This window comes from Sphingopyxis witflariensis, assembly GCF_002205635.1.
In the GTDB taxonomy this organism is placed as follows: Bacteria; Pseudomonadota; Alphaproteobacteria; order Sphingomonadales; family Sphingomonadaceae; genus Sphingopyxis; species Sphingopyxis witflariensis.
Map to the genome: position 1 here is coordinate 39,721 of NZ_NISJ01000011.1, position 15,331 is coordinate 55,051.

Below are 15,331 nucleotides of genomic sequence, written 5' to 3' on the forward strand. Positions count from 1 at the left end.
ATTACAGCAGCGCTTCGATCGCTTCATAATAGCGGACAATATTCGTCTCGAGCCCGCAATAGATGGTTGCTTCAGGCACGCCCGCATTGAGGCCCGCCTGGCTGATCTCCGCAGCGCGGAAATCCTCGTTGCCGAAAACACCGAGGATCAGTTCGTAGGAGCGCGCGAACACTTCCTCGGCCTTCGGCGTCGTCGCCGGCCCCGGGGTCAGCATGAAATATTCGACCACCGTCCGGTCGGCGTCGCGCGGCATGAGCAGCATGATGCTGGTATAATATTGGCTGGTGATGACGACACAGTTGGGGAAAGCCGTATAGGCGTGGGTCACCAGCTTGTGGACATTCGCCCCCGCATCCTCGTCGAGCATTTCGGGGACATAACCGATGCGCCCCGATACCTGACGGATATTGGGCCCGAACATATCGACGATGTTCGGTGCGTCCTGGAATTTGTCGCCGATCGAAGCCGCGTGGAGCCGCTGGACATGATAGCCCTCGAGAAAGGGTTCGAGCACGACCTTCCAGTTCGCCTTGAGGTCAAACGCCTTGCGGCCATAGACATGCGCAGCGGGGATGCCGATCGCGGTAAAGTCCTCGGCGACCTGGCTCGACAGCTGCGACCAGTCGGCGGCTATGTCGCGATTGAGCTGGACATAGACGATCCCGCCCCACTCGCGCGCTTCGAGTTCGACAAGCCCGCGCTGACTCTTGTCGAGGCCCTCGAACGCCTCGCTCCGCGACACGCCGATCAGCTTGCCGTCGATGCCATAGGTCCAGGCATGATAGGGACAGGTCATGCGGCCCTGTTTGTGGACCGCGCAATCCTCGATGATCTTCGATCCCTTGTGCTGACAGGCGTTGATGAACGCCTTGATCGTGCCGTCGCGGGTACGCGAGACGAGCATCGGGACGCCATAGCTGTCGTTCGCCACAACGCTGCCGGGTTCGAGCAGCGCCGATACCGTGACCGGGACCGGATAGCGACGGAAGATTTTTTCCTGTTCGAGGTCGAAGCGTTCGCGGCCGGTGAAGATCGCATTAGGACGCGTCGCGCCGAAGGGGACGACGACGGCGTCCTTCTCGGCCGGGATTTTGCGGATCGCCTCAATCTGGCTGGGCGTCAGTTCAGCCAGCGTCGTCACCTTGCGGGCGGGGCGCGCAACGTCTGCAACATCGCTCATATCGACGATTCCTCTCCTTATCGTGGCCTGACCCTATTCGACCCTTTACCTAATGACAATAGTTTTTTATGAAGAGCGTATCGACGGGCTCCGTTCGATAGGATGGACCGGAAAAATACCGGCAGATCAAAGGGAAGAGTGTATGCGCTTCGATTATGTCATCTGCGGCGCCGGGGCGGCGGGCTGTGTTCTGGCCTATCGCCTCTCCGAAAATCCGGCGATCCGCGTCGCGTTGATCGAAGCGGGGCCGCGCGACCGCCATCCGTTCATTTCGATGCCCAAGGGGCTGGCCAAGGTGATGCAGGACCCCAAGCATCTGTGGGTCCATATGAGCGAGCCCGAAGCCGCGACCGCGGGCCAGTCCGAAGCCTGGGTGCGCGGGCGCGTGCTCGGCGGATCGACCTCGGTCAACGGGATGATGTATGTGCGCGGCCAGCCCGCCGATTTCGACGCGATCGCCGAACAGTCGAGCAAGGACTGGAGCTGGGAGCATATCGGCGCCGCTTACCGCGCGCTGGAAAGTCACGAACTGGGCGGAGACGAGACGCGCGGCGATGCGGGGCCGCTGAAGGTGTCGATGCCGACGCAGCGCATGCCGGTTTCCGACGCGCAGGTCGCGGCGGGCGAAGCGATGGGCTGGACGCGCAAGGCCGACGTCAACGCTCCCGACGATCAGGTCGCGATCGGCTATACCCCGCGCACCATCTTCAAGGGCAAGCGCCAGAGCGCGGCGCAGGCCTTCCTGCGGCCCGCCGAGAAGCGCCCCAACCTCACCGTCCTGACCGACCGCACCGTCGATCGCATCCTGTTCGCCGGCACGCGCGCGGTCGGGGTCGAGGTCGTCCACAAGGCCGCGCGCGAGCGGATCGACGCGGGCCATGAAGTCATCGTCTGCGGCGGCGCGATGGCGAGCCCCGCGATCCTCGAACGATCGGGGGTCGGCGATGAAAGCCGTCTCGCCGCGCTGGGCATCCCGGTCGTCCATCACAATCCGGCGGTCGGCGAAGGCCTGATCGAGCATCGGGGGATCATTCTGCAGTGGAAACTCACCAAGGCGGCCTTGTCGCAGAACCGGGTGTTCGGTGGCTGGCGGCTGCTGCTCGCAAGCTTGCGCTATTACCTCACCGGCGACGGCCCGATGGCGGCGGCGGCCTATGAGATCGGCGGCTGGTTCAAGACGCGGCCGGGGCTCAACCGCCCCGACGCGCAAATGCTGATCGCGCCGTTCAGCTTTGATATGGAAAAGCAGCGCACCGCGCTGGAGAAGCATCCGGGGATCAACGCCGTCGTCTATCCGCTGCGCCCGACATCGCGCGGCAGCATCCATATCGCGACGCGCGATCCCGATGCAGCCGCAAGCTTCCAGCCCAATTACCGGTCAACCGAAGAGGATCGCGCGGCGATGATCGGCGCGGTGCGGGTGATGCGCGATTATGCGAGCCAGGCGCCGCTCGCCGCGATGATCGACTGCGAGACGATGCCTGGCCCCGCGTTCGAAAGCGATGCCGAGATCATGGACGCTTACGACCGTTTCGGCACCTGCGGCTATCATGCCGTCGGCAGTTGCCGCATGGGCAAAGATACCGCGTCGGTGGTCGATCCCTCCCTCAAAGTGCGCGGTATCGAGGGGGTGCGGGTGATCGACACGTCGATCATGCCCGCAATCCCGTCGGGCAACACCAATGGCCCGACGATGGCGATGGCGTGGCGCGCCGCCGACATCATCCTGCGCGATGCGCCGCAAACAAAGGCGGGTTGAGATGAGCATGACGAGTGAATTGAAGGACGCGCTGGGCGCGCGGTTCGACGGCATGAAGTCCGGCGATGACGGCTGGCAGGCGCTCGCCGACGCCGGCGTCCTCGGCCTGCCCTTTTCGCAAGCGCATGGCGGGCTGGGCCTCGCGCCGCGCGACGGGTTTGCCGTGCTCGAAACGCTGGGCGAACGGGCGACCGCCCTGCCCTATCTCGAATGCGTGTTGCTGGCGGGCGTATTGCTCGACCGCGCCGAAGGCGAGCATGCGGCCGCATGGCTGCCGCGTATCGCGCGCGGCGAAGCGAAGCTGGCGTTCGCGTGGCTCGACGACAAGGATGCGGCGCGCGCAGAAGCCGACAGCAATGGCTGGCGCCTGTCGGGCGGCAAGCTGCTCGCGATCGGTGCGGCCGAGGCCGATGCCGTGATCGCCACCGCAGAGGCCATCGAAGGTGTGGCCGCCTTTCTGCTACCCCGCGATGCAGTCGCGATGAAGGCCTATCCGACGATCGACGGGCGGCGCGCCGCCGACATTTTGCTCGACGACGTATCGCTGCCCGCGGCCGCGCGGCTTGCGCTGACCCCCAACGACATTGCCGAAATCCTCGATCTGGGCGCCGCCGCCATCGCTGCCGAAGCCGCCGCGATCATGGCGCGGTTGGTCACCGACACCCGCGACTATTGTCGTCAGCGCGAACAGTTTGGGCAGGCGATTTCAAGTTTTCAGGCGGTGCAGCACCGGCTGGTCGATATGCACATCGAGGCGCGCCGCGCCGCCGCCGCCGCCGCACTCGCTGCCGATGCGCTCGATCTGGAAGCCGCCGCGCGCGCGAAAGCGATCAGCGCCGCGAAGGTCACGATTGCCGATGCGGGGCGGTTCGTCGGGCAAAATGCGGTGCAATTGCACGGCGGCATGGGGATGACCGAGGAACTGCCGGTGTCGGCGCTATTCAAACGGCTGACGGTGATCGAAAGCGAGTTTGGGACGCGCGATGAACATCTGGCGCGGTATATAGCCCTAAGTTGACAGCTCCTCCCTGTCGCGCAGCGATGGGGAGGTGGCAGCGGCGCAGCCGCTGACGGAGGGGCTATGGCGCGGTCCCTCCACCATCCGCTTCGCGGACGGTCCCCCTCTTCATGCCTTCGGCACAGGGAGGATTGATTGTGGCTAAATCCCCAGCTCGGCCTTCGCCAATATGTTGCGCTGAATCTCGTTCGTCCCGGCGTAGATCGTGCTCGCGCGTTCGTTGAGATAGTGGAGCGGCGCGATCGCCTGCCACACTTCTCCGCTGCAATAATCGTCGGCGATCAGGCCGGGGATCGGCCCGCCGGGCATTGCGACACCGGGCTGGAAGGCGCGCGCCAGCGGCCCGGCTGCTTCGAGCGCCAATTCGGTCACGCACTGTTGCAATTCGGTGCCGAGGATCTTCATCATCGAGGCGTCGGTTCCCGCCGGCGACCCCGCCGACAGGCGCGAAAGAATGTCGCTCTCGAGCCGCGCGAGAATGTCGCAGCGGATGCGCGCCTCGGCAATCCGCGCGTCGAGCAGCGCGCGCGCTGGCCCCGCAGGCTGCGCGGCGACCTGCTGTGCCAGCTCGTCCAGTCCGACCTCGATCTCGGGCGCATAGGCGCTGCCCCCGCGTTCGAATTCGAGCAGATATTTGGCGACGGTCCAGCCCTGGTCGATTTCACCCAATATATTCGCGACCGGCACACGGACATTGTCGAAGAAAATCTCGTTCTGGATATGCTCGCCCGACGCCATGATGATCGGGCGGACCTCGACCCCCGGCGACGTCATGTCGATCAGCAGGAAGGTGATGCCCTGTTGCTTGCGCTCCGCTCTCGTCGTGCGGACGAGGCAGAAGATCCAGTTCGCGACATTGGCGTGGGTCGTCCAGATTTTGGTGCCGGTGCAGATCAGATCATCGCCGTCGCGGACCGCCTTCATCTGCAAAGCGGCGAGGTCCGACCCCGCGCCGGGCTCGGAATAGCCCTGGCACCAGAAATGTTCGCCCGACAGCATGCGCGGCAGGAAGAAGGCCTTTTGTTCGTCGGTCCCGAAACCGATGATCGCGGGGCCGCACATCTTGATCCCCATTGGCGACACCGGCGGCGCGCCCGCGCGGACGCGCTCGCTGGCGAAAATATGATGCTGAACGACGCTCCAGTCGCAGCCGCCATATTCGGTCGGCCAGGCGGGCGCGGCCCAGCCTTTGGCGTGAAGCTTGGCCTGCCACGCCATTTGCGATTCATGGTCGGCATAGACGCTCGTCATCAGCTGGCCCGCGCGGCGAAGCTCGGGGGTCAGTTCGACGGCGAAGAAGGCGCGGACTTCGTCCCGGAACGCTTCGTCGGCGGGGCTCAGCTGCGCCATGTCACCCCGCCTTCGGGATAAAGATCGCCTTGGGCCGCGTGAATTCGAGCAGGCCGGGAACGCCATTTTCCTGTCCAAAGCCCGACTGTTTTGCGCCCGCGAGCGGGGTGAAGGGGGTCGATTGCAGATTCTGATTGATCCAGACTGTCCCGGTGTCGAGCCGGTGCGCGATCGCGGTCGCCGCCGCGATATCGGCCGACCAAACCGCGCCCGCGAGGCCATATTCGCTGTCGTTAGCGCGCATGATAACATCGTCAACATTATCGAATTTCAGCAGCGGCAGCACCGGGCCAAATGCTTCCTCGACGACGACACGGCTATCTTCGGGCGGATTGTCGACGAGAGTCAGCGGGACGAAATAGCCTACATCGGGAACCGGGCCGCCTTCGAGCAATGTCAGTCCCTTGGCGCGCGCATCGTCGAGGAGGGCTCGGACGCGGCGGTATTGGGGTTCGTTCTGGACCGGGCCGTAGCGATTGCCCTGCTCTGCGCCGTCGCCGACGGGGAGTTCCTTCGCCAGTTGGTGGAGGCGGTCGCGCAGCTGGTCGTAGATATCGGCGTGGATATACAGGCGCTTGGTCGCGACGCAGACTTGCGCGGTGTTGTGGAAGGCGCCCTCGAACAATTGCGCCGCGACCGCGTCGACATCGACATCGGGCAGAACGATCGCGGCATCATTTCCGCCGAGTTCGAGCGTAATCCGCTTCAAATCCTTCGCCGCCGACTCCATCACGCGGCGCCCGGTCGCGGTCGATCCGGTGAAGCTGATCTTGGCGAAGCCCGGGTGCGCGGTCATCAGCGGGCCGAGTGCGTCACCGCCGCAGATGATGTTGAAGACCCCCGCCGGGAAGACGTCGCGGATCAATTCGCCGATGCGCAGCGTGCAGAGCGGGGTGAAGGGCGAGGGTTTGAGCACGAGCGTATTGCCCGCCATCAGCGCCGGGCCGATCTTCCACGACGCGAGCAGCACCGGGAAATTCCACGGCACGATCCCGCACACCACGCCGAGCGGCACATGGTGGACCTCGACCCGGCGGGTGTCGCTGTCCTCGGTGACGTCGACCGGGATATCGAGCATTGTCGTCGCCTTCAGCCACATCGCGGCGCCGCGGATTTCGGCCTTGGCGCCGGGGAGCGGGCGCCCCTGTTCGCGGACGAACAACGCCGCGAGTTCGTCGGCATGCGCGTCGATGATGTCGGCGGCCTTGACGAGACACGCCTTGCGGTCGGCGATCGGGGTATCGCGCCACGCGGGGAAAGCGCGCGTTGCGGCGGCGACCGCCGCGTCGAGGTCGGCAGCGGTGGCATCGGGCGCCTGAGCGAAAACTTCACCTGTCGCCGGATTGCGCACATCGATCGTCGCGGCCGCATGGACCGCATGTCCGTCGATCGTCATCGCAAGATTGTCGCTCATTCGTCTCTCCACCACATTGCCGGCCCGCTTATCACAAGGCCTGGTCGTCCATACGGACTTTACAAACTAATGGCGTTAGATAAAAGCGCAACCAGAAAAGCGCAACGGGAGAATGACGGTGTCGGAGGCTGAAATCGAAGGCGGATGCAATTGCGGATCGGTGCGATACCGCGTGGCGGGCGCCCCGCTGGCGGTTGCGGTCTGTCATTGCAGCAATTGCCGCCGCCAGTCGGGCAGCGCCTTTTCGGTCAATATCGTGGTGCGCGCCGATGCGATGGAGCTGACCGGCGAGCTTACCACCTATGAGGATCGCGACACCGAAAGCGGCGCCCCGGTCCTTCGCCAGTTCTGCGCGACCTGCAGTTCGCCGATCCAGTCCTTGTCGGCGGCATCGCCCAAGATCGCAATCGTCAAGGCGGGCACCGCCGACGATCCGGCGCGCTTCACACCCGCAGTGCATGTGTGGACCGCCTCGGCGCTGCCATGGGTCGAAATTCCCGCCGGCCTGCCGCAATTTGAGCGCAACGCGCCATGAGCGTCGATCGCCCGCTGTCGGGGGTGCGCATCGTCGATCTGGTCGCGGGTCCGATGGCACCAATCACTCGCTATCTCGCCGAACTCGGCGCGCGCGTCGATCGCTTCGTGCCGCCGCCGGCGGCGCCCGATGCCGCCGATATCGCCGCCAATGCCGGAAAAATTGTCCATGCCGAAGCGCTGAGCAGCGAAGTCTTGCGGGCCGCCGACATCATCGTCGCGCTGCCCGAAGCGCCGCTAGACTATGCCGAGCTGGCCGCGGCCAACCCGGCGCTCGTCCTGATGCACGTCAGCGATTTCGGCACTGGCAACAGCCTCAGCGACTGGCAGGCGAGCGACGCGGTGCTCCACGCGCTGTCGGGCGGGCTGTCGCGATCGGGCATTCGCGGCCGGGCGCCGCTGTTGCCGCCGGGCGAACTCGCGTGGCAATGCGCGGCGTCGCAGGGCGCTTATGTGTTGGCCGCCGCCTATTATCGCGCGCTGCGTTCGGGACGCGGCGACCTCATCGATTTTTCGGCGCTCGACGGTGCGATGCAGGCGCTCGACCCCGGCTATGGCATCAACGGCAGCGCGACGATGGGGCGCCCCGCGCATCTGCTGTCGCGCGACCGGCCCGCGAAGGGCACGCAATATCCGATTTTTGCCTGCGCCGACGGCCAGATCCGCATTTGCCTGCTCGCGCCGCGCCAGTGGCAGGGCATGTTCCGCTGGATGGGCGAACCCGCAGCCTTTGCGGCGCCCGAATTTGCGAAGATGAACGTCCGCCAGCAGTCGGAAGAATTGCGGGCGGCACTGGGCGCGTTCTTTGCACCGCGGTTGCGCGCCGACCTCGAGGCCGAGGGTCAGGCGCATGGCGTTCCCATCGCGGCGATGTTGAGCTTCGCCGAATTTGCGGCAAGCGAACAGGTCGCGGCGCGAAACGCGCTCACCGAAATCACCCTCGCCGACAGCCGCCGCGTGACGCTGCCCAATGGCGTCCTCACTATCGATGGCACGCGCATGGGTCCGCAGGGCGAAACTGCCGCAGCGGCGCCCCCGGTATCGGGAACGGCGGCGATGGCCCTGCCCTTTGAAGGGCTGAAAGTGCTCGACCTCGGCGTCATCGTCGTGGGCGCCGAGGCAGGACGGATGTTCGCCGATGGCGGCGCCGACGTCATCAAGGTCGAAAGCGCGGCCTTTCCCGACGGATCGCGCCAATCCTATCTGCCCTATGGCCTGTCGACGAGCTTTGCCGCGGGGCACCGGGGCAAGCGCAGCCTGGGGCTCGACCTGCGGCACGAAAAGGGCCGCGCGCTGTTCCTCGATCTGGTGAAACAGGCCGACGTGCTGCTGTCGAATTTCAAGCCCGGCACGCTGGATTCGCTCGGCATCGGCCCCGACCTGCTCGCCGCGACCAACTCGCGGCTGGTGATGGCCGATAGTTCGGCGTTCGGGCCGACCGGGCCGTGGGCGAAGCGGCTGGGCTATGGCCCGCTGGTACGCGCCGCGACCGGCCTGACCGCGATGTGGCGCTATGACGATGATCCCGACAGCTTCAGTGACGCCGTGACGGTCTATCCCGACCATGTCGCGGGCCGGGTGAGCGCGCTGGGCGCGGTCGCACTGCTCATCCGCCGCGAACGCACCGGGAGAGGCGGGGTCGCCAGCGTCTCGCAGGCCGAGGTGATGCTGGCGCAGTTCGCATCGCATCTGGTGGCGCGCGACCTGCCCGAATCGAGCGGCCAACCGTGCGGCGCCTCCATTCTGTTTCCCGCCGCCGGAGACGATGAATGGTGCGTCGTCACGATCCGCGGCGCGGGCGACGAGGCGAAGCTGGAGGCGATCCTGGGCAAGCAGCCGTCCGATCTGCATGACCGGCTGGCCGAATGGATCGCCGCCCGCGACGCCATGGATAGCGCCCGCGCCTTGCAGGCCGCCGGAATCGCTGCGGCGCCGATGCTGCGCGTCGCCGACCTTCCCGATTCCGTCTATGCCCGCGAACGCGACTGCTATCGCCGCGACGCCCATCCCCATCTGGCCGACCCGGTTGTATCGGAACGCCGCGCCGCCCGGCATCGCGACCAGCCGGTGCTGTCGCCCGCCCCTGCCCCCCTGATGGGAGAGCAGACCGGCGCCATTATCCCGGAATGGCTCGATCGGGATGGCGAAGACATGGCCCGCCTGATCGAAGAGGGAATCCTTCATCCCGTCAGCCAGTCCGAACTATCGCAAATTCAAAAGCATCTTGCGAAAGTCGGGCACGATACAAGAGACGCGGCCACAGTCCGGTAGCGCCTATTCCACAGTGGCCGGCACCGGAACATCGCGAAGCATGTCGGCATTGGTGCTGGCTGAAAGCGAAGGCATGTCGTCCGCCTTCGGCGTTTCAGTTCCCGTCGGCTCCCCTGCAAGGGGGATTGCGGGACCAGACAAGGGTTCGGCCGGACGGACCGTGGTTTCGGCTTGGGGAGCAGCAACGACGGCGTCGCGGCTCTTGCCCTTCAGCGCGTCGATTTCGCGCTGGCGCATTTCGAGATAGAGGGTGCGCGTTTCGACGTAAGGATCCAGGCTTTCTTCCTGCAGGCGTTCGATCTCGGCATCATTTTCGATGCGTTCATTGAGCTGCCTGATCACATTTGTCGGAACCGAATAGGCCAAGCGGTCGAAAGGCGCGCCGGCGGTGGTCGGCACGACGAGCAGATCGATGCTGTTGCCGACCATGTCGCGCAAAGTTGTCGGCCCGAGAAGCGGAAGGTAGAAATAGGGGCCGGGCTCGACGCCGTAAAAACCCAATGTATTGGCAAAGCCATTGCGGCGATAGGGCAGGTCGAACGGCTTCGTCTTGGCGACATCGAAAAGCCCCCCGACGCCAAAGGTCGTGTTGACGACGAACCGGCCGAGCGTCTCGACGGCTTTGCCAATCTTGAACTGCAACAGAAAGTTCAGGAAATTCACGGGCTCAGTCAGGTTCCGCAGCGCATTGCCAAGCCCGTCACGAACAGGTTCGGGGACGATGCCCTGATAGCCCGAGGCGACCGGAGCGACGAGCGCCCTGTCGACCGACTGAACCATTCGATACGACGTGATATTGACGTCTTGCATCGGATCGCCCGGCGGTGCCTCTCCCCGTGCGGTCACCACAATATCATCCGGCGACGACGGCATCTCAGCCGACGGTTCATCACCGACTGTTGCGGGCATATCCGAAACGGGAGGCGGGGTGATTTCGACTGTTGGCACGACCACCGGCGGCACCGGCTCCGCCTCGACCCGCCGCGGTTCGACTGTTACCAGACTTTCGGGTGCAATATCGGCAGGAGCAGGCTGTGCCCCGGACAGCAAGAGAAACGCAGCGACGGTCGTAATACTCATCGCGTCTGAAATCCCGCTATCACGAGATTCGTGAGCGTCGCTCGCATATGTCAAACTCCTGCCCGGGCCGTCAGCCCGAAACCATGACCAAAGGGCGCCCCTCCCCTCCATCCAACGCTGTTAAACCCGCTATCGCGGACAAAGCTGCTTTACCCGTCCCTTATCAAGAAGGAAGCGGAAAAAGAAACCATGGCTGCTGCACAAGCCCGGTGCATCGGTCAGCGCACGGAACGCTGACCATATTATCATCGTCGATACGCCGTGGCGGCACGGGTCAAACCGGCGGCACACCGAGGTTTGCGGTGTCACCGGACACCTCCACCGCCACCGCAGTGCCAACCGGATCGGAGCAAGGACCGGCGAAGGTCAGCAGCAAATCCGGTCCACGTCGCTGCAAGGTGACCGGACTGCCATCGCCGAGGCGCAAGGCGGTGCCCATGATGGACAGATGCTTCACCACCAATTGAGTGGATGAAATGGGGCCCTTGAAGATCAAATTCACGCGTCCCGGCGCGGCGGTAAAGCGCACCGCCTGTCCACATTCGGTCTCGCCATCCGATTGCGTCCACGGCCTTGTGCCATAAATCGCGTCGCCGTTCGCGCGCAGCCAGGCGCCAAACTGCTTGAGTCGGCGGAGCTGTTCGCCCGGAATCCCCGCATCGGTCGCGCGCGGCCCGACGTTGAGCAACAGATTGCCGTTGCGCGACACGGCATCGATGAAATCATGGATCAGCGTTTCGGCGCTGGCATAATCGGCTTCGCTATCGTTGCGGTTGAAGCCGAAGCTATGGCTCATCCCGCGGGTCGCTTCCCATTTCTTGACCTGAATTTCGGCGAAGGCGGCATATTCGGGGGTGCGAAAGTCGCTGTGCGGGACCGGCGGCGGGATGATGCCCTTGGAATCCTCATCGCTCAGCTTGCTCAGCGCCGCTTTGAACTTGCGATCGACATAGCGCCGCATCGGCGGAAATTTGAGCAGGTCGCGCTGCAGGCTGCCGGCGACCCAGCGGTCGTTGACCACCCCTTCGGGCACCGCGCGATAATAGTCGGCGAACAGGCGGTACAGGGGACCGGGCCGGGTCGGCCATGAAATGTCATTCCACAGCACCGATGGCTCGTAACGGTCGATCAGTTCGCGAACCTGCGCCATCGCATAGGCCGGATAGTCGCCGCCGGGGGTCGATGCGATAAAGTCGCCGAGCGTCCGCATCGGACGCCGGTTGAAGGTCCAGTCGATCCCGCCCGAATAATAGACCCCGAAGCGCAGGCCCACAGCGCGTACCGCTGCGGCGAGTTCGCCGACGAGATCGCGCCGGGTGGTCCAGTCCTTCTGATGCCGGTTGGCGACTTCGCTCGGCCAGAGGCAAAGCCCGTCATGATGTTTGGTGACGAGCACGACATAGCGCGCGCCGGCGTCGCGAAACGCCTCGGCCCAAGCGGCGGGGTCCCATTGTTTCAGCCCTTCCTCGAACGGCTGCTTGAAGTCGGTGTAGGGCGCGTCGCCGTAATTTTCCGCGTGAAACTCGGCCGAGGGCGTTCCCGGTACCTTGATCGCGTTCCAATACCATTCGGTATAGGGCGCCATCGCGACGGCGCGGTCATAGTCCTTGGAAAAAGCCTCGCCGATCGAGCCGCCGCGCGGGGCGAAAGCCGGAATGGCGAAGGCGCCCCAATGGATGAAAATTCCGAATTTGGCGTCATGATACCAGTCAGGCACAGCGCGCGCATTGAGATCGGACAGCGCGGAACCGGCGGCGGCCATCAGTGGGCGCTCCCGCATTTTGATAAGCCCGTCGAGCGGAGCCGTCCGTCCATCCTGTCTCTCCCACTATCCCGCCATCTTCATCGTGGCGCCCGTCGATTCACAGTTGATTCTATCGTCATAGAAAAATCAATCTTATAATTGCAATGTAGGGAAGATCTGGAGCCGCGCGGACCAACTCTCCCCGCTTGCCAGAGGGATAGGATGGCGTCGTCAATCCTTGAAAACCCGCGCAAATGCACCAGAATGACATGGATTTTCCCGCAAATGACGCATGTTCAATATATGGTTATAGACTAATATATAAAACACCGATAACAATGTCTCCGGGGGGATGCTGTGAGGGCATTTCGCTGTAAATAGCGTGGGATCCGTATCAGCGGGCCCATCGCGCCAATAATCGACCAGCAGGATCGCTGGCGGCGGGAGAGGCGTGGTATGCGAAATAATTCTTGGATGTTTGCGAGCGTCGCATTCATTGCGATGCCGGTTGCAGCGCAGACGCAAGGGACGGCACCGGCGGCGGATCAAACCGCAGCCACGGAGGGGGCTTCGGGCCTCGCCGAAATCGTCGTCACCGCGGAAAAACGCAGCGTCAATTTGCAGGATGTGCCGCTGGCCATATCGGCCTATACCGCCGATGCCCGCCAACTTGCCGGCATCACCACGCTTCAGGATGTTGCGAATTTCACCCCGGGGCTCAGCTATTCGGCGAGCAATGACCGCGTTTTCATTCGCGGCATCGGACGCCAGACCAACACCAATGGCAGCGATCCCGGTGTCTCGACCTATACCGATGGCATTTACGATGCGTCGACCAGTTCGATCGCCGCGTCCGATTTCTTCATCGAGCGCATCGAAGTGCTGCGCGGCCCGCAAGGCACGCTGTACGGGCGCAATTCGATCGGCGGTGCGATCAACGCCATTTCCAAACGGCCGACCGACGAGTTTCAAGCCGATTTGCGCGGCACCGTCGGCAACTACGGCCTCTACACGGTGGAAGCCGCGGTTTCAGGGGAGCTGACCAACGGGCTGCGTTCGCGGCTGGCGGGGGCTTTCTCCAACCAGAACCGCGGCTATTTCAAGAATGACGCGGGCGGAGTCAGCGAAGGCGGCCGCGGCAAGCGCCGTTATGTGGAGCTCCAGCTGGAGGCCGATCTCGGCCCCGATATCGTCGCATGGGCGAAGGTCTTCACCGGCAGCACCGACCTCAATCCGCGCAATCTCAACCGGATCGGCGCCTATGATTTCGCCCCCTACCCCACCGGGTCGATCACCCCGGGCGCGGGCTTTGGCTATCTGATCCCGGGGGTCGTCGCGCTCGATCCCAGCCCGCTAACGCCGGGCGCGACCAACATCAGGCATTTCAGCGCCGACACGACGCAGACCGAAAAGATGCGCGGCAATTTCGGTGCTGCCGGCGACATTAAATGGAGCCTGCCGGGCTTCGACGTCCGCCTGCTTGGCGGCTATCAGAAATATCGCATCGACAACATCTACGAGCTCGATGGCACCAGCGTGATTTCCTATGATTTTCCGTCGGCCTCCGTCGGTCTCCCGCCGCTCACCGTCTTTCCGTCAACGCAGCTTGGCCTGCACAACAAGAAAAGCTTTGGCAGCGGCGAACTCAACCTAACGTCCAACACCGACGGGCCGTTCCAATGGGTCGCCGGCGTCTATTATTATCAGGAAAAGCTGGCGCAGGAATCGCACTTCAACGCGCCCAACCAGTTGCAGCTTCGCGCGCCGATCAATGGCCCGGCCAACCCGCTCGGCGATTTCGTCTATGCCGCGTCGACGCTGACCACCAAATCCGCCGCCGTGTTCGGCCAGGTCGATTACCGGATCACCGACACGCTGCGGCTGACCGGTGGACTGCGCTACACGCACGACAAGAAGAGCGGCGACGAATTTTTCCGTATCGTCTGCCTCGGCTGCGTCCCGGGTTTCACCCCCGATCTCGCGGGCTCGTTTACGCCTGCGTTCGACATCACCGCGTCGCAAATCTCGCTCGCGGCCGCGCCGGGTATCGCCTCGCCCGTCACGATCGATCCGGCGACGGGCATCGCGCGCCGCGGTCTGGCGAACAGCTGGGATGCGGTGACCGGCACCGTCGCGGTCGAATGGCAACCGACCGAGGATCAGCTGGCTTTCCTGCGCTACAGCCGCGGCTATAAATCGGGCGGTTTCAACGCCGGGGGCATTTCGGCGCTGCCGCAGACCGGGGCCGAGCATATCGACGCCTTCGAAGCCGGGTACAAGCATACGATCGGCAAGCAGCTGCGCGTCAATCTGGCGGGCTTCTATTATGACTATCAGGGGCTTCAGGTGCCGCTGACCGTCTCGCAACCGGGCGGCGCGCAGCTCACCCAATTCTTCAACCTCGCCAAGTCAAAAAGCTATGGCGCCGAGGTCGAGGTGGCTTGGCAACCGGTGAATCCACTGCAACTGTCGTTCAACTATGGCTTTGGCCATTCGCGGATCGACGACGGATGCTGCTTTGTCGACGGTCAGGATCCGCTCGCGATCCAGCCGGGCGCACAGCCATCGGGCCCAGCCGTCGGCATCCAGCAACCGCAAAGCGTCGACGGCGCACGCCTGTCCGACACGCCGCGCCACAAGATCGCGCTGAACGCGATGTACAGCATCGCGTTCGAGCCGGGCACCTTCTCGCTGTCGGGCAATTATGTCTGGCGCAGTTCGGCGTACAGCAACATCTTCAATCGCGATTATAACCGCATGCCGTCGTGGGATCAGGTCGACCTGCGCGCGATCTGGTCGGGTCGCGACGACCGCTACCGCGTCATCGCCTATGTAAAGAATCTGTTCGACAGCACCGGCTATGACAGCGCGCTGGGCAATCTGCTCGCCTCGTCGCCGACGCTGGCGGTCGCGCAAAGCTATTCGCTAACGCCGCCGCGAACCTATGGCGTCCAGATCGAATATCGGTTCCGATAGGCGCG

Annotated in this window: 10 protein-coding genes; 5 read left to right on the forward strand and 5 right to left on the reverse strand. The window is 64.1% G+C overall.

Annotated features, from left to right (window positions below; all coding sequences use genetic code 11):
* Position 1: 1 nt before the first annotated feature.
* Positions 2 to 1,180: an aromatic ring-hydroxylating oxygenase subunit alpha gene (locus CDQ91_RS17030; protein WP_088473896.1), complete on the reverse strand. Its 1,179-nt coding sequence runs from the start codon at positions 1,178 to 1,180 to the stop codon at positions 2 to 4.
* Positions 1,181 to 1,322: 142 nt separating this feature from the next.
* Between CDQ91_RS17030 and CDQ91_RS17035 the strand changes: the two genes are divergently transcribed.
* Positions 1,323 to 2,939, forward strand: coding sequence for a GMC family oxidoreductase (locus CDQ91_RS17035; protein ID WP_088473897.1), 1,617 nt, complete (start codon positions 1,323 to 1,325; stop codon positions 2,937 to 2,939).
* A 1-nt stretch (position 2,940) separates the two neighbouring features.
* Positions 2,941 to 3,957, forward strand: coding sequence for an acyl-CoA dehydrogenase family protein (locus CDQ91_RS17040; protein ID WP_158213710.1), 1,017 nt, complete (start codon positions 2,941 to 2,943; stop codon positions 3,955 to 3,957).
* Positions 3,958 to 4,098: 141 nt separating this feature from the next.
* Here CDQ91_RS17040 and CDQ91_RS17045 read toward each other — a convergent pair whose 3' ends face one another.
* Both CDQ91_RS17045 and CDQ91_RS17050 read right to left on the reverse strand, forming a co-directional pair.
* Positions 4,099 to 5,307, reverse strand: coding sequence for an acyl-CoA dehydrogenase family protein (locus CDQ91_RS17045; protein WP_088473899.1), 1,209 nt, complete (start codon positions 5,305 to 5,307; stop codon positions 4,099 to 4,101).
* Between the two features lies 1 nt (position 5,308).
* A complete protein-coding gene (locus tag CDQ91_RS17050; RefSeq protein WP_088473900.1) occupies positions 5,309 to 6,721 on the reverse strand; it encodes an aldehyde dehydrogenase family protein in 1,413 nt (470 codons plus the stop codon).
* A gap of 118 nt (positions 6,722 to 6,839) precedes the next feature.
* On the opposite strand from CDQ91_RS17050, the gene CDQ91_RS17055 reads away from it, so the two are divergent.
* Both CDQ91_RS17055 and CDQ91_RS17060 read left to right on the forward strand, forming a co-directional pair.
* A complete protein-coding gene (locus tag CDQ91_RS17055; protein ID WP_201791911.1) occupies positions 6,840 to 7,256 on the forward strand; it encodes a GFA family protein in 417 nt (138 codons plus the stop codon).
* Entirely contained in the window at positions 7,253 to 9,526 is a 2,274-nt protein-coding gene (locus CDQ91_RS17060) for a CaiB/BaiF CoA-transferase family protein (protein ID WP_088473902.1), read from the forward strand. Before CDQ91_RS17055 ends, CDQ91_RS17060 begins: the two co-directional genes overlap by 4 nt.
* Before the next feature lie 3 nt (positions 9,527 to 9,529).
* Here CDQ91_RS17060 and CDQ91_RS17065 read toward each other — a convergent pair whose 3' ends face one another.
* Together CDQ91_RS17065 and CDQ91_RS17070 are read right to left on the reverse strand one after the other, a co-directional pair.
* Positions 9,530 to 10,606, reverse strand: coding sequence for an MlaA family lipoprotein (locus tag CDQ91_RS17065; RefSeq protein ID WP_158213711.1), 1,077 nt, complete (start codon positions 10,604 to 10,606; stop codon positions 9,530 to 9,532).
* A gap of 274 nt (positions 10,607 to 10,880) precedes the next feature.
* A complete protein-coding gene (locus CDQ91_RS17070; RefSeq protein ID WP_088473904.1) occupies positions 10,881 to 12,368 on the reverse strand; it encodes an alpha-L-fucosidase in 1,488 nt (495 codons plus the stop codon).
* 438 nt (positions 12,369 to 12,806) lie between these two features.
* Between CDQ91_RS17070 and CDQ91_RS17075 the strand changes: the two genes are divergently transcribed.
* Positions 12,807 to 15,326 carry a TonB-dependent receptor gene (locus tag CDQ91_RS17075; RefSeq protein ID WP_088473905.1) on the forward strand — a complete coding sequence of 840 codons (2,520 nt, stop codon included), beginning with the start codon at positions 12,807 to 12,809 and terminating at the stop codon, positions 15,324 to 15,326.
* The last annotated feature ends 5 nt before the right edge of the window (positions 15,327 to 15,331 follow it).